At 55.6% G+C, this 22,307-nt stretch carries 19 protein-coding genes; 6 read left to right on the top strand and 13 right to left on the bottom strand.

All coding sequences use genetic code 11. The features are described 5' to 3' along the window. The first annotated feature begins 4 nt into the window (after window positions 1-4). Entirely contained in the window at window positions 5-544 is a 540-nt protein-coding gene (locus BARVI_RS07360; protein WP_025278612.1) for an NUDIX hydrolase, read from the top strand. 22 nt (window positions 545-566) lie between these two features. Here BARVI_RS07360 and BARVI_RS07355 read toward each other — a convergent pair whose 3' ends face one another. The 9 genes from BARVI_RS07355 to BARVI_RS07315 all read right to left on the bottom strand — a co-directional run bounded on the left by BARVI_RS07355 (window position 567) and on the right by BARVI_RS07315 (window position 9,599). Next, window positions 567-1,037, bottom strand: a complete 471-nt coding sequence (locus BARVI_RS07355; RefSeq protein WP_025278611.1) for a YqaA family protein — start codon at window positions 1,035-1,037, stop codon at window positions 567-569. Continuing rightward, the gene (locus BARVI_RS07350) at window positions 1,016-1,990 is read right to left on the bottom strand and encodes a hypothetical protein (protein WP_025278610.1); all 975 of its coding nucleotides are present in this window, start codon (window positions 1,988-1,990) and stop codon (window positions 1,016-1,018) included. The genes BARVI_RS07355 and BARVI_RS07350 overlap by 22 nt, the downstream gene beginning before the upstream one ends. Window positions 1,991-1,998: 8 nt before the next feature. Next, complete coding sequence (purD, locus tag BARVI_RS07345; protein WP_025278609.1) at window positions 1,999-3,267, bottom strand: phosphoribosylamine--glycine ligase; 1,269 nt, start codon at window positions 3,265-3,267, stop codon at window positions 1,999-2,001. 18 nt (window positions 3,268-3,285) lie between these two features. After that, window positions 3,286-4,827, bottom strand: a complete 1,542-nt coding sequence (locus BARVI_RS07340) for a THUMP domain-containing class I SAM-dependent RNA methyltransferase (RefSeq protein ID WP_025278608.1) — start codon at window positions 4,825-4,827, stop codon at window positions 3,286-3,288. Between the two features lie 24 nt (window positions 4,828-4,851). Then, complete coding sequence (epsC, locus tag BARVI_RS07335; RefSeq protein ID WP_025278607.1) at window positions 4,852-5,754, bottom strand: serine O-acetyltransferase EpsC; 903 nt, start codon at window positions 5,752-5,754, stop codon at window positions 4,852-4,854. Window positions 5,755-5,901: 147 nt separating this feature from the next. Further along, a complete protein-coding gene (locus BARVI_RS07330) occupies window positions 5,902-6,528 on the bottom strand; it encodes a WbqC family protein (protein WP_025278606.1) in 627 nt (208 codons plus the stop codon). Beyond that, window positions 6,525-7,418, bottom strand: a complete 894-nt coding sequence (gene lepB / locus BARVI_RS07325; RefSeq protein ID WP_025278605.1) for a signal peptidase I — start codon at window positions 7,416-7,418, stop codon at window positions 6,525-6,527. The genes BARVI_RS07330 and lepB overlap by 4 nt, the downstream gene beginning before the upstream one ends. A 3-nt stretch (window positions 7,419-7,421) precedes the next feature. Further along, the gene (locus tag BARVI_RS07320) at window positions 7,422-8,828 is read right to left on the bottom strand and encodes a S26 family signal peptidase (protein WP_025278604.1); all 1,407 of its coding nucleotides are present in this window, start codon (window positions 8,826-8,828) and stop codon (window positions 7,422-7,424) included. A 51-nt stretch (window positions 8,829-8,879) separates the two neighbouring features. Then, window positions 8,880-9,599, bottom strand: a complete 720-nt coding sequence (locus tag BARVI_RS07315; RefSeq protein ID WP_025278603.1) for a 4-hydroxy-tetrahydrodipicolinate reductase — start codon at window positions 9,597-9,599, stop codon at window positions 8,880-8,882. 277 nt (window positions 9,600-9,876) lie between these two features. Between BARVI_RS07315 and BARVI_RS07305 the strand changes: the two genes are divergently transcribed. Continuing rightward, the gene (locus BARVI_RS07305) at window positions 9,877-11,160 is read left to right on the top strand and encodes a DUF2851 family protein (RefSeq protein WP_025278601.1); all 1,284 of its coding nucleotides are present in this window, start codon (window positions 9,877-9,879) and stop codon (window positions 11,158-11,160) included. Between the two features lie 88 nt (window positions 11,161-11,248). Here the strand turns inward: BARVI_RS07305 and rbr are convergent, their stop codons facing one another. The 3 genes from rbr to nadB all read right to left on the bottom strand — a co-directional run bounded on the left by rbr (window position 11,249) and on the right by nadB (window position 15,924). Beyond that, the gene (rbr, locus tag BARVI_RS07300; RefSeq protein WP_025278600.1) at window positions 11,249-11,827 is read right to left on the bottom strand and encodes a rubrerythrin; all 579 of its coding nucleotides are present in this window, start codon (window positions 11,825-11,827) and stop codon (window positions 11,249-11,251) included. A 194-nt stretch (window positions 11,828-12,021) separates the two neighbouring features. Continuing rightward, the gene (locus BARVI_RS07295) at window positions 12,022-14,160 is read right to left on the bottom strand and encodes a prolyl oligopeptidase family serine peptidase (protein ID WP_025278599.1); all 2,139 of its coding nucleotides are present in this window, start codon (window positions 14,158-14,160) and stop codon (window positions 12,022-12,024) included. A gap of 180 nt (window positions 14,161-14,340) precedes the next feature. Continuing rightward, complete coding sequence (nadB, locus tag BARVI_RS07290; RefSeq protein WP_025278598.1) at window positions 14,341-15,924, bottom strand: L-aspartate oxidase; 1,584 nt, start codon at window positions 15,922-15,924, stop codon at window positions 14,341-14,343. 320 nt (window positions 15,925-16,244) lie between these two features. Between nadB and BARVI_RS07285 the strand changes: the two genes are divergently transcribed. Next, complete coding sequence (locus tag BARVI_RS07285) at window positions 16,245-17,411, top strand: glycosyltransferase family 4 protein (RefSeq protein WP_025278597.1); 1,167 nt, start codon at window positions 16,245-16,247, stop codon at window positions 17,409-17,411. A 127-nt stretch (window positions 17,412-17,538) separates the two neighbouring features. On the opposite strand, the gene BARVI_RS07280 is transcribed toward BARVI_RS07285, so the two are convergent. Beyond that, window positions 17,539-18,240, bottom strand: a complete 702-nt coding sequence (locus tag BARVI_RS07280) for a DNA alkylation repair protein (protein WP_025278596.1) — start codon at window positions 18,238-18,240, stop codon at window positions 17,539-17,541. Between the two features lie 362 nt (window positions 18,241-18,602). Here BARVI_RS07280 and BARVI_RS07275 point away from each other — a divergent pair, with 362 nt between their 5' ends. The 3 genes from BARVI_RS07275 to mnmG all read left to right on the top strand — a co-directional run bounded on the left by BARVI_RS07275 (window position 18,603) and on the right by mnmG (window position 22,260). Then, entirely contained in the window at window positions 18,603-19,835 is a 1,233-nt protein-coding gene (locus BARVI_RS07275) for a nucleoside recognition domain-containing protein (RefSeq protein WP_025278595.1), read from the top strand. A gap of 62 nt (window positions 19,836-19,897) precedes the next feature. Beyond that, window positions 19,898-20,311 carry an rRNA maturation RNase YbeY gene (ybeY, locus tag BARVI_RS07270; RefSeq protein WP_025278594.1) on the top strand — a complete coding sequence of 138 codons (414 nt, stop codon included), beginning with the start codon at window positions 19,898-19,900 and terminating at the stop codon, window positions 20,309-20,311. 74 nt (window positions 20,312-20,385) lie between these two features. Further along, window positions 20,386-22,260: a tRNA uridine-5-carboxymethylaminomethyl(34) synthesis enzyme MnmG gene (gene mnmG, locus BARVI_RS07265; protein WP_025278593.1), complete on the top strand. Its 1,875-nt coding sequence runs from the start codon at window positions 20,386-20,388 to the stop codon at window positions 22,258-22,260. The last annotated feature ends 47 nt before the right edge of the window (window positions 22,261-22,307 follow it).

Raw genomic sequence — 22,307 nt, 5'->3', positions numbered from 1 at the left:
GAGAATGCACCCGCTTCATCTGTTTGCCTATTGTCCCCGGTGCGGGTCGCATCGGTTTGTCGAGAACGACGCTTCGTCGAAGCGTTGCGAAGATTGCGGTTTTGTCTATTATCTCAATCCCAAGGCGTCGGTGGCGGCCTTTGTCATGGATCATAGGTCGCGGTTGCTGGTGTGTCGTCGGGCTTTTGAACCATCGCGTGGAATGCTCGATTTACCGGGTGGATTTACCGAGTGTGGCGAAACGGCCGAGGAGGCTGTCGTGCGGGAGCTCTCGGAGGAGATAGGGTGGAAACCCCGGTCGATGCGTTATCTGTTTTCATATCCCAATATCTATCGCTATTCGGGTTTCGACGTACACACGATGGACCTCTTTTTCCTATGCCGGAGCGATGAGCCCCTTGACCACCTTACCCCGCACGACGATGTGGCATCGTGCTTCTGGCTATCGCGTGAAGCGATTCACCCCGACGAGTTTGCCTTCCAGTCCATGCGACAGGCCATTACTCGCCTGTTGGACGACGACAGTTGCTGGCGTGCCGACTGATTATTGATTAAGAACTGGCGTGTCAGAAGAGATTGGGGAACCAATCCTTCAAGTAGTTGACCCCGATAATCACCAGATAGTAACGCGAGAATTTGCCGGCCATCATCGAGAGCAGCGTGCCAATGGGGTTGGCACGCATCAGGCCGAGGGCCACAATCATGATGTCGCCGATGACGGGTATAAAGACAAAGAAGCCGAAGAGCGAGCCTTTGCCTTTGAGAAAGTGCTGCATCTTGGCCAGTTTCTCCTCGGGCATTTTCAGATAGGTGTGAATCCATTCGGTTTTTCCCAGATAACCTATGTAGTAGCAGGTCACCCCACCCAGCCAGTTGCCCAGGGTAGCCGAAATCACACAGCCCCACGGGTCGTATCCGGCAACCAGCAGCAATCCCAGTACCACTTCGGAACTGAACGGTATGATGCTACCGGCCAGGAAGGCTGCGATAAAGAGTCCCAGGTATCCCCATTCGCTCAGGCTGGCAATAAATTCCATATGAACAATGTGATATAAAGGGTAAGTACAAGATAAAACGAGATGACCGCCGGTTTTTTCTCGCCATTATTGGTGAAGAAACTGGCCGCCTGCATGGCTACCGCTGCATTGAGTACGGGCAGGTAGAGGGTGTAGTTGCGGTAGTCGACTATGAGCAGGAGGGCTGCATAGACCGAGAGCAGGTTTGTAAAGCCATTATAAGCCCGTATCTGACGTTTTTCGTTGAAAGTGGAGTAGAGCATGGTTGTGCCCGAGAAAAGTCCCAGTAAAGCCGTTAAAACGACAATCCAGAGTTGTGGGTTGTCATAAGGTATGAACTGGGGTATGGTGAGATCGAAATCGGGCTGAAGCCGGGTCAGTTGCGAGGCGGGTATCCAATCGAGGCCAACTCCGATCCAGAAGGGGGTAATCAAGCCGACAAGCGCTCCCAAAAGCGACTTGATGGAGAGGCATCGCATTTGGGCGAACCCAATGAGAAACAGCGGCACGTAGTAGATATAGCGGGTGCAGAACACCGTGCACAGTGCCAGGATAAACATGATGAGAAAGGCGGGTTGGGCCTTTTCCGACTGGTAGGCATGGAAGAAGAGGATACACAAGAGCAGCAACACCACGGCTGTCACGTTGCCGTCGCCCAGCAGGGTGAGCGAGGGTGAGACCAGCTCGAAAAGCAGGAAGAAGAGGAACGGCAGCAGGGTATGCCTCTGAATGAGAGAGAAACGGTTGTTGATGCGCAACAGCAACACACCGCCCACGAGTACGAACAGGGCGTTGAGCAGCCGGTTGAGCAGGGTAGGGGCAAGCCATTGTCCGGCTCCGGGGGCGAGCAGTCCGGTACAGGGTTCGCCCGTCGGTTGTGCCGTTGAATGACCGGTCAGGTAGATGCCGGCCAGGTAGAGGATTATCCACCCGACCGACAGGTATTTACCACTGATGAACAGTTTCAGACTCATGACCGAGGTTAGAGGTCGGCCCCGATGTCGGAGCGGAAATATTTACCTTCAAACGAGACCACCTGGGCGCTCTTGAACGAGTGGGCAAGAGCCTCCTCCTTGGTGGCTCCATAGGAGCTGAGGGCGATGACGCGGCCGCCGTTGGTAACGATTTTACCCTCCTTGAAGGCGGTCCCGGCGTGGAACGGAATGCTCTCGGTCACCCGGTCGAGCCCCGTAATCTCCTTTCCTTTCTCGTAGTGGCCGGGATAGCCGCCCGATACCAGCATCACGGTAACGGCACTGCGGGGATCCTCGACGAGTTCTCTTTCGCGCAGATTGCCTTGGGCCACCCCTTCGAGCAGGTCGACCAGGTCGGACTGAATGCGCAGCATCACCACCTCGGTTTCGGGGTCGCCCATGCGCACGTTATATTCGATAACCATCGGTTCGCCACCCACGTTGATGAGCCCCAGGAAGATAAATCCCTTGTAGGTGATATTCTCGGCTTTCAACCCCTCGATTGTAGGTTTGACGATGCGCTCTTCGACCTTCTGCATGAAGGCAGCGTCGGCAAAAGGTACGGGCGAAACGGCACCCATGCCACCGGTGTTGAGACCGGTATCGCCTTCGCCTATACGCTTGTAGTCCTTGGCCACGGGGAGTATGCGGTAATCGTTGCCGTCGGTGAGTACGAATACGGAGCATTCGATACCCGAGAGGAACTCTTCGATGACCACGGTTTCACTGGCACTGCCGAACATACCATCGAGCATCTGTTTCAACTCCGCTTTGGCCTCTTGCAGGTTGTCGATGATGAGCACCCCTTTACCGGCAGCCAGGCCGTCGGCTTTGAGCACATAGGGGGCTTTGAGGGTTTCGAGGAAGGCGTATGCGGCGTCGAGGTTCTCGCGGGTGAAACTTTGGTAACGGGCCGTGGGAATGTGGTGACGCATCATGAAGCCTTTGGCAAACTCCTTGCTGCCTTCGAGGCGGGCACCCTCTTTCGAGGGACCGATGACGGGGATATGTTTCAGCTCGTCGTGGTCGTTGAAATAGTCGTATATGCCTTTTACCAGGGGGTCTTCGGGACCTACGACCACCATGTCGACCCGATTCTCGAAGGCAAACCGGCCGAGTGCGTCGAAGTCGGTAGCCGAGATTTCCACGTTGGTACCGATCGAGGCTGTTCCGGCATTACCGGGAGCGATGTAGAGACGGTCGGTTTTGGGACTTTGTTTTATTTTCCAGGCCAGGGCGCATTCGCGACCTCCCGAGCCTAACAGCAGTATATTCATGACAGTCGTTTTTTAGGGTTAATCTTTTTTATCGGTCTCCTCTTGATGAGGTTTTGTGGTCTCGTCGTTGGGTTTGATGGAGGGTTGCTTGAAGGTGACGAATTTGCGGAAAGCCTCGTCGCCGTGCAGGCGATGCGGTTTCTCACCCTCGGGATTGAAGCGGTCGCGACGTTCAAAGGACTTTCCTTTGAAGGGGGTCGACGGGCGCGATGCGGGTCGTTCCGACCGCTCTCCGCGCCAAGGTTTCTCTCCGCGCCAGGGGCGTTCGTCGCCTCTCGGCCGTTCGTCACGGCGGGGCCGTTCGTCGTGACGCCCCTCATAACCCTTGCGCTGGTTGTAGGGAGCCGGGTTGTGTGAGGCGCGACGGTGGGGCGCATCGTACCGCTTGTCGAGGTTGTGGCCTTCGCCTTTGAACTCCTTGTAGCGGCCGTCGAAGATTTCGTATTTGCGGAATTCGCATTCGAGAGCTCCGTTCATGAGTTCGATTCTGGCCGAAGGTTTCAGTCCTATCCGGTCGAAACACTCCTTATGGTAGCTGATGATCCAGGCCTCGTAGCCCTTGAACACATGTTTCAGCCGGTTGCCTATCGACTCGTAGAGCCCCAGCAGGTCGCTCGACGTGAGGCGTTCGCCATAAGGCGGGTTGGTGATGAGAATGCCTTCGGGCGAGGGTGCCGATTCATACCGCTGGAAGGGCATGATTTTGAGGTCGATGTATTTCGACACGCCTGCACTCTTGATGTTCTGGGTGGCAATGTCGATAGCCCGGGGCGAGATGTCGCTGCCGTATATGCGGTGAGTAAATTCGCGTTCGTGGCTGTCGTCGTTGTAGAGTGTCTCGAAAAGCTCTTCGTCGAAGTCTTTCCACCGCTCGAAGGCAAAGCTCTTGCGGAAGATGCCGGGATAGGTATTGGTAGCGATGAGGGCGGCTTCGATGAGAATGGTACCCGAGCCGCACATGGGGTCGATAAGGTCTTTCTCGCCGTGCCAGCCGGTTTTGAGTATCATGCCGGCCGCCAGCACCTCGTTGATGGGCGCCTCGGTCTGTCCCACACGGTAGCCCCGCTTGTGGAGCGACTCGCCCGAACTGTCGAGCGAGAGGGTACAGCTCATTTGCGCGATGTGCAGGTTGAGCACCACCTCGGCCCCGTTGAGGCGCACCGAGGGACGTTTGCCGCTCTTCTCCATGAAGTAGTCGGCTATGGCGTCTTTGGCCCGGTAGGTGACAAATTTGGAGTGTTTGAAGCTGTCGGAGTAGGTGACCGAGTCGATCGAGAAGGTGGTCTCGGGCGAGAGCAGCGTCTCCCACGGGAAAGCCTTCATCTTTTCATAAACCTCGTCGGGGTCTGCGGCTTCGAACTTGTAGATGGGTTTGAGTATTCTCAGGGCAGTGCGGCAAGCCAGATTGGCTTTGTAGAGCAGGGTTTTGTCGCCCTGGAAGGAGACCATGCGGCGTCCCGTCTCCACGTTTTCACCTCCGAGTTGTCTGATCTCTTCGGCCAGGACATCTTCGAGACCCTGGAACGTTTTGGCTACGATTTCAAATTTTTCGGTGTTCACGACTCGTGTGTATTGTAGTGTTTCTTATTGTTTGGCTTTGGCTTGTACCAGTCGTTCGCCGGGAGCCACATTCTCGGTCACCCAGATGTTACCGCCGATGACAGCCCCTTTGCCGATGGTGATGCGCCCCAGTATCGTGGCGTTGGAGTAGATGATTACATCGTCCTCGATGATGGGGTGACGGGCTATTCCCTTGATGGGGTTGTTGTGCTCGTCGAGGGGGAAGCTGCGGGCCCCGAGCGTGACACCCTGGTAGAGTTTCACCCGGTTGCCGATGATCGAGGTGGCCCCGATGACGACACCTGTGCCGTGGTCGATGGCAAAGTATTCGCCGATGGTAGCTGCGGGGTGTATGTCGATGCCTGTTTCGGAGTGGGCCATCTCGGTGATGATGCGGGGAATGAGGGGCACGCCCAGCGTGAGCAGCTTGTGGGCGATGCGGTAGTTGCAGATGGCCCGTATGGCGGGGTAGCACAAGATGACTTCGGCTTTGCTTTGGGCGGCGGGGTCGCCGTTGTACATGGCGGTGACGTCGGTCGAGAGTACCCGTCGCATCTCGGGCAGGTAGGAGATGAATTCGACCGCCCTCTGTTCGGCCAGTTCTTCAAGTTGGTTCGGGTCGTTGTGAAGGACGGGGTCGTTGGTGGCAAACAGGAGTCCCGCCGAGATTTGCTGTACCAGCAGGTCGAACAGTTTCTCGGTGTTGATGCCGGTGTGGTAGAGCAGGTTTTTGTCGCTCACGTCGGGTGAACCGTAGAAGCCGGGAAAGATGAGCGAACGGCACAAGGAGATGAGTTCTCGCAGTTGCTGTCCCGAGGGGAGAACCTCTCCCTTGCAACTTTGGTGGTGCAACTCTTCGAGTGAATGGAAATCGGAGAGTTTCTTGACTGTCTCTTCCAGATTTTCGGCGTATTTATAGCTGCTCATGAGAATGTTAAGTATTTGACAGGCGCACGATAGAGCTGCCTGTTACCGAGGTGGGTACACCGAAATCAAGGTGTGAGGGCAGCCTATTGTAATTTGGGTACAAAGATAGCAAAGATAGGCGATAATGAAGCCTTTAAGGGTAAATTCTTATGAATCTTTGAGGATAAGAATCGATTCGGGGCCCATGTTCATCACGAGGTCGAGAATGCTGAGGTCGGGCAGGAATCCATATTTCGAGGCAAATACCTGATAGTAGGGTTTGAGATGTATCGAGGGGCAGGTGGACGCCAGTTCGTGCTTGGGGTGTATGGCTTCGCGCAGGTCGGTTTCGCCGGGAGCCGGTTGGGCATAGTGGTCGGTAAACTCCACCTGCGGGTCGATGCCGATGAGATTGCAGATAGTTCGGCGTATGGCCTCGTTAAAGTCGAACAGGAACGTATAACGCTTCTCGAAAAAGGGGCGAATGTAGTCCTGGTAGTATTCGAAGAAGGGCGACGACCCGTAGGCCGAGGCGATGGCATTCCAGTGCAGGTGGCGCCACTCGCCGTGGTCGGAGATGCGAATGTCGCGGGTGGGGCATTTGAGTGTGTCGGGTTTGACCACGGGAACCGAAAGCGACAGAACGCCGTTGGCACCGGCTATGTGGCAGCGGTTGCGGTAGGTCTGCTTGGTGTAGTTGCACCACTGCTCGATGACGATGCGGTCGTAGGCCAGCAGAGCCATGTAGTAGGATACCGGGGCGAAATAGGCGGTGGAGAGGTAGGCGGTGGTCATAGCGGTCTTGTCAGGAAACGGTCGGTGCGGAACGATTGCCAGAAGGGTTTTTGCACATCGCGCGAATAGCCTATCCACAGCCCTTTTCCGATGAGCAGGCTGTGGGGCAGGGGGCCGAACGTGCGCGAGTCGGCCAGGCCAGCCCGGTTGTCACCCACAACCCAGTAGTAGTCGCGGGTGAGGCGGCAGCGGGTCACCTCGTGCCCTTCTTTGTAGATTTTTCCATCACGGCAGGTGACGGGGCAGTTTTCATACTCGTTGAGCAGGTGGGCCAACCACTTGGCATTTTGCGGGGTGACCCGTATCGATTCGCCCCGTGCGGGGAGGACGATTTCGTAGCGGTCGCGTTGGAGAAACACCGGGTAGAGCAGCGAGTCGGGAGCCAACATCTTGCGCACCTTCTCGTAGTCGTATCGCGAGAGAAACAGCAGCCGGTTGCTCCCCACGCTGCCCTGTTCGACCAATTGAACTCCGTTGTGCCGCAGGGTGCGGTTGACGTCGTTGCACATCGAGTCGGGCGAGAGGTAGGCTTCGAGGATAAGCGGGGGTTGTGCCACAGCCCTGCGGTTGATGAACAGCTGGTTTCCGGTGCTGCGAATCGTGTCGCCCGGCAGACCTATGCAGCGGGCCACGCCCACCTCGGTCACAGCCGTTTGGGTTTGCAGGAGCGGGGGCAGCTCGAAGACCAGCAGGTCGCGGTAGGCGGGGGTGCGGTTGCCCCAGCGCAGCGACCATTTGTCGACCCACAACTGGTCGCCCGGCAGGAGCGTATTCTCCATCTGTCCGGACGGCACACGGTAGGGCTCGACGACAAAAAAGCGGATAGCCCACACGCCCCCGATAATGAGGATTATCGTGACAAGAATCGTGCGTATGGTCTCTCTTTTCATCGTTTAGTTGACGAGGCTGTCTACCGACCTGAACATGCGGTTGAACCGAATCTTGCCGCTGAACAGACCTTTGTCTTTGTCGAGCGAAAGGAATACAAACATGGGTTTGCCCACGATGTGGTCTTCGGGCACGAAGCCCCAGTAGCGGCTGTCGGCCGACTTGTCGCGGTTGTCGCCCAGCATCATGTAGTAGTCCATCTTGAAGGTGTAGGAGTCGGTCTCCACTCCGTTGATGTAGATTTTGCCGTCTTTCACTTGCAGGTCGTTGTGCTCGTAGGCAGCGATGGGCCGCTCGTAGATGGGCAGGTTGTCGAGCGTGAGTTTGAGGGTGGCTCCCTTCTTGGGAATCCACACGGGTCCGTAGTCCGAGCGGGTCCAGGTGTTCGAGGCCACGAGCGGGTAGGTCTGTCCGCCCAGGAATCCGGGTTCGCTCACAATCTGCTCGATTGACGAGTCCTTCTTCATCTGGTCGATCATGGCCTGCGTCAAGGGGAGCTCGTAGACGGGGTTCATGCTGCCGTCGGGGTTCGACGTGATGCCCCAGCTCGATAGGTTGATGCGGGCGTTGACACTCGACACGTCGAGGGGTATGCGGTCGTCGACGCTGATGCCCCACCGCTCGAAGTCGCTGTTGGTGAGGTATCGGCCGCTGGTCTTGACCAGGTAGTTGAGCTGCATGTTTTTGGGGCGTGGCTGTTTCACTCCGTCGATGTAGATGTCGTTGTTGACGATGCTGAATGTATCGCCGGGCAGACCCACGCAACGTTTCACATAGTTTTCGCGACGGTCTACGGGACGGTAGACGATGTCGCCATAGAGTGCCTTGTTGCGGTGCACGGCTTCGCGCCCTTCGAGGAAACAGAGGGTGTAGTAGTCGGGGTTGGGCTGTTTCACGGCTACGGTATCGCCGGCCGGGAAGTTGAAGACCACGATGTCGTTGCGCTCTACCTGTCCGAATCCTTTCAGCCGGTGGTAACCCCATTGCGGCCACTCGATATACGATTTGGTATTGATGAGGGGCAGGGTGTGTTGGGCCAGCGGGAAGTGCAGCGGCGTGTTGGGCACGCGGGGGCCGTAGCTCATTTTGCTTACCAGCAGATAGTCGCCCACGAGCATCGACTTCTCGAGCGACGACGAGGGTATCTGGTAGTTCTGGAAGATGAAGATAAAGATAAAATAGACCAGAACCAGGGCATAGACGATGGCGTCGACCCACTCCATGACGGCCCGCACGGTGCGGTTCTTGCTCGTTTTCCACCAGCCCCAGGGAATGTACTGGGTGAGGTAGATGTCGATGAGGAGCAGGAGCCCGAACAACACGTAGTAGTTGTTGAGCCAGATGGTCCAACCGATGTAGAGCAGGGCTACGATCGAGAATCGTATCCAGCGGGTCTTCTTGACCCGTTTCAGCCGTTCGGCGAGGCTGTATTTCGAGGGCGTTTTTTGATCCATGACGATGTGTTATTTGAGGAACGAGAAGAGGTCTTGCATGGTGAGGAAACCTTTCTTACCCACCGTGAACTCGGCAGCGATGACGGCTCCCAGGGCAAATCCCTTGCGGCTCTTGGCCTCGTGGGTGATGCGTATCGTGTCGACCTCGCTGTCGTAGGTGATGGTGTGGGTACCGGGTACCTCGCCTTCACGACGGGCTACGACGGGAATGGCGTCGGCCGGGGCGGGCAGGTTCTCGGTCCACGAATGTTTCGAGTCGAGCTGGGCGATGATGTCCTCGGCCAGTGTGATGGCTGTGCCGCTGGGGTGGTCGAGCTTGTGTACGTGGTGAATCTCTTCGAGGCTCACCGAGTATTGGGGGAAGTGGTTCATGATGCCGGCCAGGTATTTGTTGACGGCAAAGAAGATGTTCACACCCAGGCTGAAATTGGAGGCGTAGAAGAAGGTCTGTCCCGCTTCGCAGGCAGCCTTTACCTCGGGCAGGTGTTCGAGCCACCCCGTTGTCCCCGATACCACGGGCACTCCGGCTGCGAAGGCCCGGCGGTAGTTGCCCAGGGCCACGGTAGGAGCCGTGAATTCGATGGCCACATCGGCGCTCTTGAATTGAGGCGAGTCGAAATCTTCCTGGTTGTCCTTGTCGATGCGACAAACAATCTCATGTCCGCGGGACAGCGCTATCTCTTCGATGGCATGTCCCATCTTTCCATATCCGATCAGTGCTATTTTCATATCTATCTTCTGTTATAAAACATCTCGGGTTGTACCCGTTTATTCAACAAGGTTGGTTTAATTTGCACATATGCAACACGCAAAGATAGTGAAAGGCGAGAGCAGTGGCAAACGAAAACGATGTTTTCAAGTTTGACAAGGCCGAGCCGCCTCCTATCTTCTACAAAGATAGTGAAAGGTGTGAGCCGAGGCAAGTGAAAATTCACGATTTTAACAAATTTGACGCTGCCGAACAGCTTCTTGTCTGCTTGGAGGATAGAAAAGGGATTAGCGGTTTATGGAAAAACTGATGCAATATGTGTGGCAACACCGGCTCTTCGACTCGTCGAAATTGACGACGGTCGATGGTCGACGGTTGCGAATTATCGACGTGGGTCGGTTGAATACCGACTCGGGGCCCGATTTTTTCAACGCCAAAATCGGGGTCGACGACTGTGTGTGGGCGGGTAATGTGGAGATACACCGGAGGGCTTCGGACTGGCGGCGCCATAACCACCACCTAGACCCGGCTTACGACTCGGTGGTGCTGCATGTGGTCGAGGTGGCCGATGCCCAGGTGTGCCGCACCAACGGTGAGGCTATTCCTACGCTGGTGCTGTCGTGTTCGCCCACGTTCCGGGCCGACTACGAGGCGCTGGTCGCCCACTCGGCGTCGCAGTCGTGTGCTCGCTATATCGGCGATTTCGATCCGGTGGTGCTGGCCGACTGGGTCTCGTCGCTGGCCATCGAGCGGTTGCAGGCCAAGGCGCAACGGCTGTACGACTGGCTCGAACTCTACCGGGGCAGTTGGGAGGAGGTATGCTACATCTCGCTGGCCCGCAGCCTGGGATTCGGCATTAATGGCGATGCCTTCGAGCGGTTGGCCCGCAGTTTGCCGCTGCTCTTTATGCAAAAGCATGCCGACTCGTTGCCTCAGGTCGAGGCTTTCCTCTTCGGGCAGGCGGGTCTGCTGGTCGAGGGGGAGTGCGCGGGCGACGACTATTACGCCCGGCTGACAAGCGAGTATGCCTTCCTGCGCAACAAGTTCGGGCTGACCCCCATCAATCGCGACAGCTGGAAGTTCTTCCGGCTGCGTCCGGCCAATTTCCCTCACCGACGCATCGCCCTGCTGGCCCAGTACATACACCGGGGATTCAACCTGTTTTCACGTATCTGCGAGGCGACCGACATCGAGGAGCTCCGCTCCATTTTCAAGGCCGAGCTCACCGGCTACTGGACCACCCATTACCTGTTCGGCCATACCTCGCCCGAGTCGCCCGCGGTGCTGGGCGAGGGGGCTGTCGATATTGTGCTGATTAACACGGTGGCCCCGCTGCTTTATGCCTGTGGGCTGCGCACGGGCAACGAGGCGATGGCCGACCGGGCCATGGTGTTGCTCGAATCGTTGCGTCCCGAGAAGAACTCGATTGTGCGGCGTTTCGCCGAGATGGGTATCGGGGTGACCAATGCGTTGGAGAGCCAGGCGGTGATTCAGCTGAACAATGCCTATTGTCAGGCTCACAAGTGCCTCTATTGCCGCATCGGGCACAAGTTGCTTTCGCGCTCGGCCATGAAGCGGTAGGGGTGCGGCCGGGTAAAGAGAAACCCGTGACGGCGACGGGGTGTCGCCGACCACGGGCAGGGTCGTATGAAAAGATAGATAGTTTTGTTCAATAGTTGTCGCGGGCAGGCTCGAAGAAGGCGCGCGGTTCGAGGCAGGCCGGGCAGCGGGCCGGTGCCACGGTGCCTTCGTAGATGTAGCCGCAGTTGCGGCATTGCCAGCGAATAGTCTTCTCGCGTTTGAATACCGTGTCGTTTTGGAGCCGTTCGAGCAGTTTGCGGTAGCGCCATTCGTGGAAGTTCTCGACCTGGGCAATCATCTTGAAGGCGGCGGCCACCTCTTTGAAACCCTCGTCGACGGCCGCCTGTTCAAAGTTGTTGTAGAGGTCGCTCCATTCGAGCAGTTCGCCCTGGGCGGCTTCGAGCAGATTCTCGGCCGTGTTTCCTATGCGTCCGGCCGGATATTCGGCGGTGATGCTTACCATACCCCCTTGCAGGAACTTGAAGAATCGGGTGGCGTGTGCCAGCTCCTGGTCGGCCGTCTCGGCAAAGACGGCACTTATCTGTTCATAGCCCTCTTCCCGTGCCTTCTGGGCAAAGAGGGTATAGCGGTTGCGGGCCTGCGATTCACCGGCAAAGGCTTTCAGCAGGTTTTGTTCGGTTTGGGTTCCTTGAATCGATTTCATAATGGCAGATGTTTTTGTACAGTAAGAACAGTCGGCGGTGAAAAAGGTTCACGGGAGTGAGGGATAAGATTAAGAGGGGGATTGTGTTTCTCTTTTTTGCCGTTGGGGGAGAAGGCTTGTGGCCGGGGGAGAAACAAAAAAGAGTCTGGCCCCGTGCCAGACTCTTTTTTTATCGATTGCAACATGAATTTGCCGACCTACTTTTGATGGACAGGCTTGTAGGGTGTACCCGTGTTCTGGAAGAGGAACGAGTAGCAGTCGGTAGCCTCGTCGATGCGTTTCGAGATGGGTTTGCCGGCTCCGTGCCCGGCCTTCGTTTCGATGCGTATCAATATCGGGGCACTGCCTGCCTGGGCATACTGCATCTGCGCGGCAAACTTGAACGAGTGGGCAGGGACTACCCGGTCGTCGTGGTCGGCCGTGGTGATGAGTGTGGCGGGATATTTCTCGCCCTTCTTGATGTTGTGCAGCGGCGAGTATTTGTAGATGTACTTGAACTGTTCGGGGTCGTCGCTCGAACCGTACTCTACCACCCAGCCCCAGCCGATGGTGAACTTGTGGTAGCGGAGCATGTCCATCACCCCTACGCTGGGCAGACACACGGCGAAGAGGTCGGGACGTTGCACCTCGCAGGCTCCCACCAGCAGACCGCCGTTCGAGCCGCCGGCAATGGCCAGTTTCTTCGACGAGGTGTATCGGTTGTCGATGAGGTATTGGGCGGCCGAGATGAAGTCGTCGAATACGTTCTGTTTGTTTTCGAGCATGCCGGCCTTGTGCCATTTCTCGCCATATTCGAGCCCTCCGCGCAGCGTGACGAACACATACACGCCGCCCTGCTCCATGAACATGATCGACGAGGGGCTGAACGAGGGGGTGAGGCTGATTTGGAAACCGCCGTATCCGTAGAGGTAGCAGGGGTTGTTACCGTTGAGTTTCAACCCTTTCTTATACGAGACGAACATGGGTACACGCGTGCCGTCCTTACTGGTGAAGAATATCTGCTCGGTAGTGAAATCGTCGGGGTTGAAGGCCACCTCGGGGCGGAAGTAGAGGGTCGACTGGCCGCTCTCGATGTCGAACGCATAGATGGTTGCGGGGGCCGTGAAGGTGGTAATCGAGTAGTAGAGGCGGGTATCCTCTTTCTCGCCGTCGAAACCGTCGACGGTACCGATGCCCGGGAGCTCCACCTCACGCACGAGGGTGCCGTCGGGGGTATATTGGTAGACCTTGTTCTGGGCATCTTCGAGGTAGATGGCCGTCAGGCGGCCGCCGGCAGCCTGCACGCTTTCGAGCAGGGTCTCCTTCTCGGGAATCACCACCTCGCGCTTCGAGGGGTCGTTGAGGTCGATTTTGATGAGGTTGTAGTTTTCGGCCCCTTCGTTGGAGCGGACATAGAGTTGGTCGTCGCTGCAATCGACAATGTTGTAGTCGTGGTCAAATCCTTTGAGCAGCACCTCGAACTTCGGGGCTTCCTTGCGTTTGTAGAGAATCTCGCTGCCCGAGGTTCCCTCTGACGACGAGACGAAAATCCAGCGGCTGTCGTCGCTCTCCCAGGCCGAGAAGTAGCGCAGCGGGTGTTGCGGGTCGGCATAGACGATTCGGTCGGCACTTTGGGGTGTCCCTATCCGGTGATAGTACACCTTCTGATATTCGTTCTTGGCCGAGTATATCCCTTTCTTGGGGGCTTCGTATCCGCTGTAATAGAAGCCTTGGCCGTCGGGCGACCAGACGGCTCCCGAGAATTTGACCCACTTGATGCTGTCGTCGAGCAACCGTTTGGTGGCGGTCTCCATGACGCGGATTTCGATCCAGTCCGAGCCCGAGGCTGCGGCGGAGAAGGCGAAATATTTACCGTCTTTCGAGAACGAGGTGGCGGTCAGCGCTACCGTTCCGTCGTCCGACAGGCGGTTGGGGTCGAGGAATACCTCGGGCGTAGCCTCGGGATTGGCGCGCCGGTAGATGACGTCCTGATTCTGCAAGCCGTCGTTGCGCGAGTAGTAGAGCCAGTCGCCCTTTTTCGAGGGAGCGCTCTCCTTGGGGTAGTTCCACAGTTGGGTAAGCCGCTCCTTGATGGCCTGGCGGAAAGGAATCTTCGACAGGTAGTCGAAGGTCACTTCGTTTTCGGCCTTCACCCAGGCGGCTGTGGCGGCCGAGTTATCGTCTTCGAGCCAACGGTAGGGGTCGGCCACTTCGGTCCCGAAGTAGTTGTCGGTCACGTTGCCGCGTTCGGCTTCGGGGTAGGGTAGATGTTCTATCTTTTTCACTTGGTTGCAACTGGTTGAAAGTGTTGTCATCACGAGGGTCGACAGGGCGACCGAGAGGAATCGATTCTTCATGAACTTATCTTTTATGAGGGTTTTCGAGGAAAAGAGCTCTTGCGAGTCGGGGAGAGTAATCGGGCTCCGCAGCCCTGTTTGAGCAGCCCCCCAAAAGTTACGGTCTGACTTTTGAGGGGCTGATGGTTGGAAAGAATACGGTTCTCCTATTGAGCCGGTGGTAGAGCCGCCGAGGATTTCTTACTTGTGGGGAATAAAGTCGGGGTGAGGATAGTCGATGTTGTAGTGTAGCCCTCGACTCTCCTTGCGGTCCATGGCCTGACGCATCACCAGATAGCCGGTGTTGATCATGTTGCGCAACTCGCAAATCTCTTTCGAGGCTTTGCTGCGTTTGAAGAGGTCCTCGGTCTCCTCATAGAGGATATCAAGGCGGTCCCAGGCGCGTTTGAGCCGCAGGTTGGAGCGGACGATACCCACATAGGTACTCATGATTTGGCCCACCTCCTTGACACTTTGCGTGATGAGCACCATCTCTTCGGGCTCCACGGTACCCTCGTCGTTCCACTCGGGAATGTTCTCCTGATAAGAGTAGTTGTCGATGACTTTGAGGCTGTGCTTGGCTGCGGCGTCGGCATAGACCACGGCTTCGATAAGCGAGTTGGAGGCCAGTCGGTTACCGCCGTGCAAGCCGGTGCAGGAGCATTCGCCCACGGCATAGAGCCGGTTGATGGAGGAGCGGGCGTCCAGGTCGACCTTGATACCGCCGCACAGGTAGTGGGCGGCTGGAGCTACGGGTATGTAGTCGCGGGTGATGTCGATACCCAGGCTGAGGCACTTCTCGTAGATGTTGGGGAAGTGTTTCTTGGTCTCCTCGGGGTCTTTGTGGGTCACGTCGAGGTAGACGTGGTCTTCGCCCCGGTTCTTCATTTCGTTGTCGATGGCGCGGGCCACGATGTCGCGGGGTGCCAGCGAGAGCCGCGGGTCGTACTTCTGCATGAACTCCTTGCCGTCGAGCGTACGCAACACGGCACCGTATCCGCGCATGGCCTCGGTAATGAGGAACGAGGGGCGGTCGCCGGGGTGGTAGAGGGCCGTGGGGTGGAACTGGATAAACTCCATGTCCTTGACGGTACCCTTGGCGCGGTAGACCATGGCGATGCCGTCGCCGGTAGCTACAAGCGGGTTGGTGGTGGTCTGGTAGATGGCGCCTACACCACCGGTGGCCATGAGGGTCACTTTGGAGAGGAAGGTATCTACCTTGCCCGTATTGAGGTCGAGCACATAGGCACCGTAGCACTCGATGTCGGGAGTCTGCCGTGTGACGGTTACCCCCAGGTGGTGCTGCGTGATGATTTCGATGGCAAAATGTTTCTCGAAGATGGTGATATTGGGGTGCTGTTTGACCGCCTTGATGAGGCTGTCCTGAATCTCGGCACCGGTGTTGTCCTTGTGGTGGAGGATACGGAACTCGGAGTGGCCGCCTTCGCGATGCAGGTCGAACTCGCCTTTTTCGTTTTTATCGAACTCGACACCCCACTCGATGAGTTGTTTGATTTGCGAGGGGGCTTCCCGTACCACCTTCTCGACAGCGGCGCGGTCGCTGAGCCAGTCGCCGGCGATCATGGTGTCTTCGATATGTTTCTCGAAGTTATCTACCAGGGTGTTGGTTACCGAGGCTACGCCACCTTGTGCAAAAAATGTATTGGCCTCTTCCAGTTCGGTTTTGCAAATGAGGGCTACTTTTCCTTTGTGAGCCACTTTGAGGGCATAACTCATTCCGGCGATACCGGAACCGATGATTAAAAAGTCGAATTTTTGTATCATCTCTCTTTCTTTTTGGGGGAAATACGGGGGGTGCACCCCATTTTTGTTTGCACAAAGATAGAAATAATTGCAACAAAATGTACCTTTGCACGCAGATTCTGTGTAGAATAGTTGACCGTGAGGGCCTTCCCTCGGGACGAAACGAAAAAACAGGGAAACCGAATAGGGGGAAATGACGTTAATAACGTTATAGAAATGAGTGCTTTATTCCCTTTGTTCCTGGGATATATGGGAAATAATGAAAAATTTTAAGCATCATGCAGCAAAACCGCTGCATGATTCATCTATTCTAATGTATATCGTAAATTGTATTTGAAGGAATGATTATAGGATTTGATGCAAAGAGAGCTAACGCCAACTTTACCGGGCTGGGCAATTACAGCCGATTCATGGTAGAGACGATGGCTACGTATGGCAACGAGCACAAGTACCGAATGTACATTCCCAAGAAATGCAAGAATGCGTTGTATGACTCCCTGTTGAAGCACAAGAATGTGGCTTCGATACAGCCGCACTCCTTCCTGATGAAACGTTGCAAGGCTCTGTGGCGCACCTTCTTTATCAAACGCGGTCTGTTGCAGGACGGGGTCCAGTTGTACCACGGACTGAGCAATGAGTTGCCCGTGGGGATTCACCGCACGGGGATACGCAGCGTGGTGACCATTCACGACTTGATTTTCCTGCGTTATCCGCAATACTATCACTGGCTGGATCGCATCATCTATAATTACAAGTTTCGGTATGCCTGTCGCAAGTCCGACCGCATTGTGGCGGTGAGCGAGTGTACCAAGCGCGACATCGTGAAGTTCTACGGCATCTCGCCCGACAAGATCGATGTGGTGTATCAAGGGTGCGACCCGGTTTTTGCCCAGCCTGTATCGGCCGAGGCCAAGGCACGTGTGCGGGAGGCCTACCACCTGCCCGATCAATTTATTTTGAGTGTAGGCACCATCGAGGAGCGCAAGAACCTGCTGCTGGCGGTAAAGGCCGTCGAGCAGTTGGGCAATGTTCATCTGGTGGCTGTGGGCAAGAGTACGGCCTATGCCGATGAGGTGAAGGCCTATATCGAGGCTCACGGGCTGAGCGATCGGATACATATGATTCACAACCTGAAATTCGGCGACCTGCCGGTGTTGTATCACATGGCCGAGGCCTTTGTCTATCCGTCGCGTTTCGAGGGGTTCGGTATCCCCATTGTCGAGGCGCTCTCGGCCGGAGTGCCGGTGATTGCTGCCACGGGTTCGTGTCTCGAAGAGGCGGGAGGTCCACGTTCGCTCTATGTCGATCCCGACGATGTGGCCGGTATGGCTGCGGCCATGAAGCGGGTGTTGAGCGATGCCGACTTGCGCCGGGAGATGATTGAGGCCGGCAAGGCTTATGTGGTGCGCTTCGACCCGAAACGGCTGGCCGATGAGATGAATGCCGTGTACCTGAAATGTTTCGACGATAGCGCGTCGTCGAGCGAGGAGCGTTTTGTACAGACCTGACCTCGTCGAATATCCGCAAGAAAATAGCGCGCTATATTCCCTTTTTATAAAATAGGTTAAGAGATGGTAGATAGGTGAATCGATGGAGACGACTCCTGTCGAGGGCCTTTGTCGTACCTGTCGGTGTTTACCTCTGCATATAGTGTTGGCGCTCCTCGGGGGAGAACCGCTCGATGGCATAGCGCAGGGTCGTGCGCGGCATGTCTCGGTATCGGCTGTCGAGGAACTGGCACAGGCGGGCCTTGTCCTTCTTGCCCACCTCGCGTAGCATCCAGCCTGTGGCTTTGCGTATCAGGTCGTGGTCGTGATGGAGCAGCAGGTCGGCCAGTGCGAGGGTGTCGTCGAAGTGACCCCGTCGAATCCATTGCCAGGTGGCGACGATGGCGATGCGCTGCTCCCACAGCAGCTTGCTTTGAGCCAGCCGGTAGAGTGGGGCGTGGTCGCGGTGTTCGAGATAGGCTCCCACGATTTGAGCGGCCGTGAGGTCTACCAGATCCCAGTTGTTGATGCAATCGGTATGAGCCAGGTAGGTTTCATACAGGACTGTCCTCTGATTGTCGTCGGCGTGCTTAAACTGTTCGACCATGCACAGGAGGGCAGCCATGCGCAACTCGTGTACCGGGCTGTGCAGCAGTTGCACCAGTTCGGCGAGCGGAGTGTCGCGGTGGCTCTTGGCGATGGCTCGGGTGACAGGTACCGGGACACCGATGAAGATGTCGTTTTCGCCATACTCCCCTTTTCCGGTTTTGAAGAAGCCCGATAGGATTTTTATCTTTTCGGGGTTGGCGACCGTTCGCATGGCTTTTTCTATCTCTTGGGCCGTGTGCATGACTTTTCGATTTTGGACAAAGGTAGCAAATATTTTGAGCGACCCAATTTTTGAAATTAATTGTATGGTAAAACTATTGTGATAACAATGTTTTGAATTGTTAAAATGAGACTTTTTGGCTGAAAAATTTACGCATAGGTGGCCGAATGAGATGAAATATGCGATTCTCACGAGGATAAAAACGAGATAATATATTGATATATAATTAAATGAATTGATTTTTGACGGCATAGGTAAGCCGACGAAATAGAACGGCGGGTACCGGCGTGCAGACTCCTTTCCTTTTTTGGGGGAGAAACGGGGGCGATTTCTTTAAATTTACTATTTTTGTTTCGTGAAACGAAAAATCCAAAGACAGTCGTATGGTTCTTAACTACATCTGGATTGCTTTCTTTGTCATCGCCTTTGTGGTGGCGGTGGTTCAGACCGTGGTGTATGGCAATACGGCGATTTGGACCGACATCATGAATGCTTCGTTTGCGTCGGCCCGCAACGCCTTTGATATTTCGTTGGGGTTGACGGGCGTGCTCACCCTTTGGCTCGGATTGATGAAGATAGGCGAGCGGGGCGGCATGATTGCCGTTCTGTCGCGATTGATCAGTCCGCTCTTCACGCGGCTCTTCCCGGGGGTACCCAAGGGGCACCCGGCGCTGGGTTCGATGTTCATGAATGTATCGGCCAACATGCTGGGGCTCGACAATGCCGCCACCCCGCTGGGGTTGAAGGCGATGAACGAGTTGCAGGAGCTGAATCCCAAGAAAGACACGGCTACCGACGCGATGCTGATGTTTCTGGTGCTGAACGCTTCGGGGTTGACGCTCATACCCATCGGGGTGATGACCTATCGGGCACAGATGGGTGCGGCCAATCCCTCCGACGTTTTTCTGCCTATTCTCATAGCCACCTTCATGGCCACCTTTGTGGGGCTGCTGGCCCTCTGCATCAAGCAGCGCATCAACATCTTCGACCGGGTGATTCTGCTGTGGGGGCTGGGTCTCACGGCCTTTGTGGGCGGGGTGTTCTACTACTTCTCGTCGCTGCCCGAGGATAAGATTTCGACCTATTCGGCCTTTGCCGCCAACAGCATTCTGTTTACGATAATCGTCGTCTTTATCGTCTCGGGACTCGTGAAGCGCATCAACGTCTACGACGCCTTTATCGAGGGGGCCAAGGAGGGATTCAAGACGTCGGTGATGATTATTCCCTACCTGGTGGCTATTCTGGTAGCCATCGCGATATTCCGGGCCTCGGGCGCGATGGATTATATCGTCGACGGCTTTGCCGCCTTCTTCGGGTGGCTGGGTATCGACACCGAGTTTGTGGGCGCCTTGCCCACGGCGCTGATGAAGTCGCTGAGTGGTAGCGGCTCGCGCGGAATGATGGTCGATGCCATGTCCTCCTATGGTGTCGATTCGTTTGTGGGTCGTGTCGCCTGTACCGTACAGGGTTCGACCGATACCACCTTCTATATCCTGGCCGTCTACTTCGGCAGCGTAGGGGTGCGCAAGACCCGCTATGCCGTGGGGTATGCGCTGCTGGCCGATGTGATAGGAGCCATCTCGGCCATTACGGTCTCCTATTTCTTCTTCAAATAAATAAACTTGTTTCTACCCGTGGTTTGCACTATCTTTGTAGCGGTATTATAAAGCGAATTGTTATGGCTGTGAGTTATTTTGCCGAAGATGTCAAGATGCCGGCGATCAAAAAGAGAGAGACGACTGACTGGATACGTCGGGTCGCTTCGGGCTATGGGAAAAGATGTGGTGACATTGCCTACATTTTTTGCTCCGACGAGAAGATTCTCGAAGTGAACCGCACCTATTTGCAGCATGACTATTATACCGATGTAATCACCTTCGACTATACCGAGGGCGACAAGATAAGCGGCGATATATTTATCAGCGTGGACACGGTCCGTTCCAATGCCGAACAGTTTGGAACCGACTACGACGAGGAGCTCCATCGCATCATCATTCACGGCATTCTGCATTTGTGCGGAATCAACGACAAAGGTCCGGGTGAACGCGAGGCGATGACTCGTTGCGAGGACGAGGCTCTGAAATTGAGATAATCGAGTATAAAAGTGACCAGGGGTGGGGAAGGGACATGCCTTTTCCCGCACCAGTCATGGAGAGATAAGATACAATGGATTTTAATTATGATGTAATCGTAGTGGGTGCAGGTCATGCCGGTTGCGAAGCGGCATGCGCGTCGGCCAACTTAGGCTCGAAGACGCTGCTTATCACTATGGATATGAACAAGATAGCCCAGATGAGTTGCAATCCTGCCGTAGGTGGAATTGCCAAGGGGCAGATTGTTCGCGAAATCGACGCTTTGGGCGGTTTCATGGGAATTGTGACCGATAAGACAGCCATACAATTCAGAATGCTGAACCGCTCGAAGGGGCCCGCCATGTGGAGTCCCCGGTCGCAGAGCGACCGCGCCAAGTTCATCACTACCTGGCGCTCGATAATCGAGAATACTGATAACCTGTATATGTGGCAAGATTCTGTAAATCAGATTCTTGTAAAAGACGGACGGGTTGCGGGTGTGGTAACGGCCATGAATGTGACCTTTACGGCCAAGTGTGTGGTGCTCACGACGGGTACCTTCATGAACGGACTGATGCACATCGGACGCACGAAGCTGCGGGGAGGTCGTATTTCGGAGCCTGCTTCATACGGAATCACCGAGCAATTGGTATCGTTGGGTTTTACCGCCGGACGCATGAAGACGGGTACACCGGTGCGTATCGACGGCCGCAGCATTCACTTCGATGAGGCTGCCGAGCAGCAGGGCGATAACGATTTTCACAAGTTCTCGTTCCTCGATTTCACACCCCGTCCGTTGAAGCAGCGCAGTTGCTGGACCATCTATACCAACGAGCAGGTTCACGACATCTTGCGTGCCGGACTGCCCGATTCGCCGCTTTACAACGGGCAGATACAGAGTATAGGGCCTCGCTATTGCCCCAGTATCGAAACCAAAATTGTCACTTTCCCCGATAAAACCGAGCATCAGCTCTTCCTCGAACCCGAAGGAGAGACGACCCAGGAGTACTATCTCAACGGTTTCTCCTCGTCGCTCCCGCTCGATGTGCAGGTGAGGGCTTTGCAGGCAATCCCGGCCTTGCGCGATGTGCGCATCTATCGCCCCGGATATGCCATTGAGTATGACTATTTCGATCCCACGCAGTTGAATCACAACCTCGAAACCAAACGGATTGCCAACCTCTTTTTCGCCGGACAGATAAACGGTACGACCGGATATGAAGAGGCCGGAGGGCAGGGGCTTGTGGCCGGTATCAACGCCCATATCAACTGTCACGGAGGCGAGCCGTTTACGCTGGGGCGCGACGAAGCCTATATCGGCGTTCTCATCGACGACCTGGTTACCAAGGGGGTCGACGAGCCCTATCGTATGTTCACCTCGCGGGCCGAATATCGCATTCTGCTGCGGCAGGACGATGCCGACATGCGGTTGACCGAGCGCTCCTATCAGCTGGGATTGGCCAAACAAGACCGATATGATTTGTGGAAGGAGAAGAAGGACAGGGTAGCTCATTTAATCCATTTTGCCGAACACTATTCGATAAAACCGGCCTATATCAATGCCGGATTGGAGGCGTTGGGTACCACACCGTTGAAACAGGGTGTGCGGTTAATCGACCTCGTTTTGCGCCCGCAACTCGATTTGGAACAACTCTCGCAGCTGGTTCCGGCCTTGAAACGGGAGATGGATTCCATCAAAAACCGTCGGGAGGAGATTGTCGAGGCTGCCGAGATAAAGATGAAATACCAGGGCTATATCGATCGTGAAAAGATGATTGCCGAAAAGATTGCCCGGTTGGAACATATTCGCATACGGGGTAAGTTCAAGTATAGTGAACTGCATGCCTTGTCGACTGAGGCCCGTCAGAAATTGGAGAAGATAGACCCCGAAACCATTGCGCAGGCTTCGCGCATTCCGGGCATCTCGCCGAGCGATATAAACATCTTATTGTTGCTTTGCGGTCGCTAATGTTTCACGTGAAACAAAACGACCAAAAGCCTTTCTACAAAAGGAGA

Origin of the sequence: Barnesiella viscericola DSM 18177, from assembly GCF_000512915.1 — a bacterium.
In the GTDB taxonomy this organism is placed as follows: domain Bacteria; phylum Bacteroidota; class Bacteroidia; order Bacteroidales; family Barnesiellaceae; genus Barnesiella; species Barnesiella viscericola.
The sequence above is the reverse complement of the archived record's forward strand: the minus strand, read 5'-3'. Positions and strand labels throughout refer to the sequence as shown.

Coding starts and splice junctions, on each gene's coding strand:
- BARVI_RS07360 (WP_025278612.1), top strand. CDS start 5: ATGCACCCGCTTCATCTGTTTGCCTATTGTCCCCGGTGCGGGTCGCAT.
- BARVI_RS07355 (WP_025278611.1), bottom strand. CDS start 1,037: ATGGAATTTATTGCCAGCCTGAGCGAATGGGGATACCTGGGACTCTTT.
- BARVI_RS07350 (WP_025278610.1), bottom strand. CDS start 1,990: ATGAGTCTGAAACTGTTCATCAGTGGTAAATACCTGTCGGTCGGGTGG.
- purD (WP_025278609.1), bottom strand. CDS start 3,267: ATGAATATACTGCTGTTAGGCTCGGGAGGTCGCGAATGCGCCCTGGCC.
- epsC (WP_025278607.1), bottom strand. CDS start 5,754: ATGAGCAGCTATAAATACGCCGAAAATCTGGAAGAGACAGTCAAGAAA.
- BARVI_RS07330 (WP_025278606.1), bottom strand. CDS start 6,528: ATGACCACCGCCTACCTCTCCACCGCCTATTTCGCCCCGGTATCCTAC.
- lepB (WP_025278605.1), bottom strand. CDS start 7,418: ATGAAAAGAGAGACCATACGCACGATTCTTGTCACGATAATCCTCATT.
- BARVI_RS07315 (WP_025278603.1), bottom strand. CDS start 9,599: ATGAAAATAGCACTGATCGGATATGGAAAGATGGGACATGCCATCGAA.
- BARVI_RS07305 (WP_025278601.1), top strand. CDS start 9,877: ATGGAAAAACTGATGCAATATGTGTGGCAACACCGGCTCTTCGACTCG.
- BARVI_RS07295 (WP_025278599.1), bottom strand. CDS start 14,160: ATGAAGAATCGATTCCTCTCGGTCGCCCTGTCGACCCTCGTGATGACA.
- nadB (WP_025278598.1), bottom strand. CDS start 15,924: ATGATACAAAAATTCGACTTTTTAATCATCGGTTCCGGTATCGCCGGA.
- BARVI_RS07285 (WP_025278597.1), top strand. CDS start 16,245: ATGATTATAGGATTTGATGCAAAGAGAGCTAACGCCAACTTTACCGGG.
- BARVI_RS07280 (WP_025278596.1), bottom strand. CDS start 18,240: ATGCACACGGCCCAAGAGATAGAAAAAGCCATGCGAACGGTCGCCAAC.
- BARVI_RS07275 (WP_025278595.1), top strand. CDS start 18,603: ATGGTTCTTAACTACATCTGGATTGCTTTCTTTGTCATCGCCTTTGTG.
- ybeY (WP_025278594.1), top strand. CDS start 19,898: ATGGCTGTGAGTTATTTTGCCGAAGATGTCAAGATGCCGGCGATCAAA.
- mnmG (WP_025278593.1), top strand. CDS start 20,386: ATGGATTTTAATTATGATGTAATCGTAGTGGGTGCAGGTCATGCCGGT.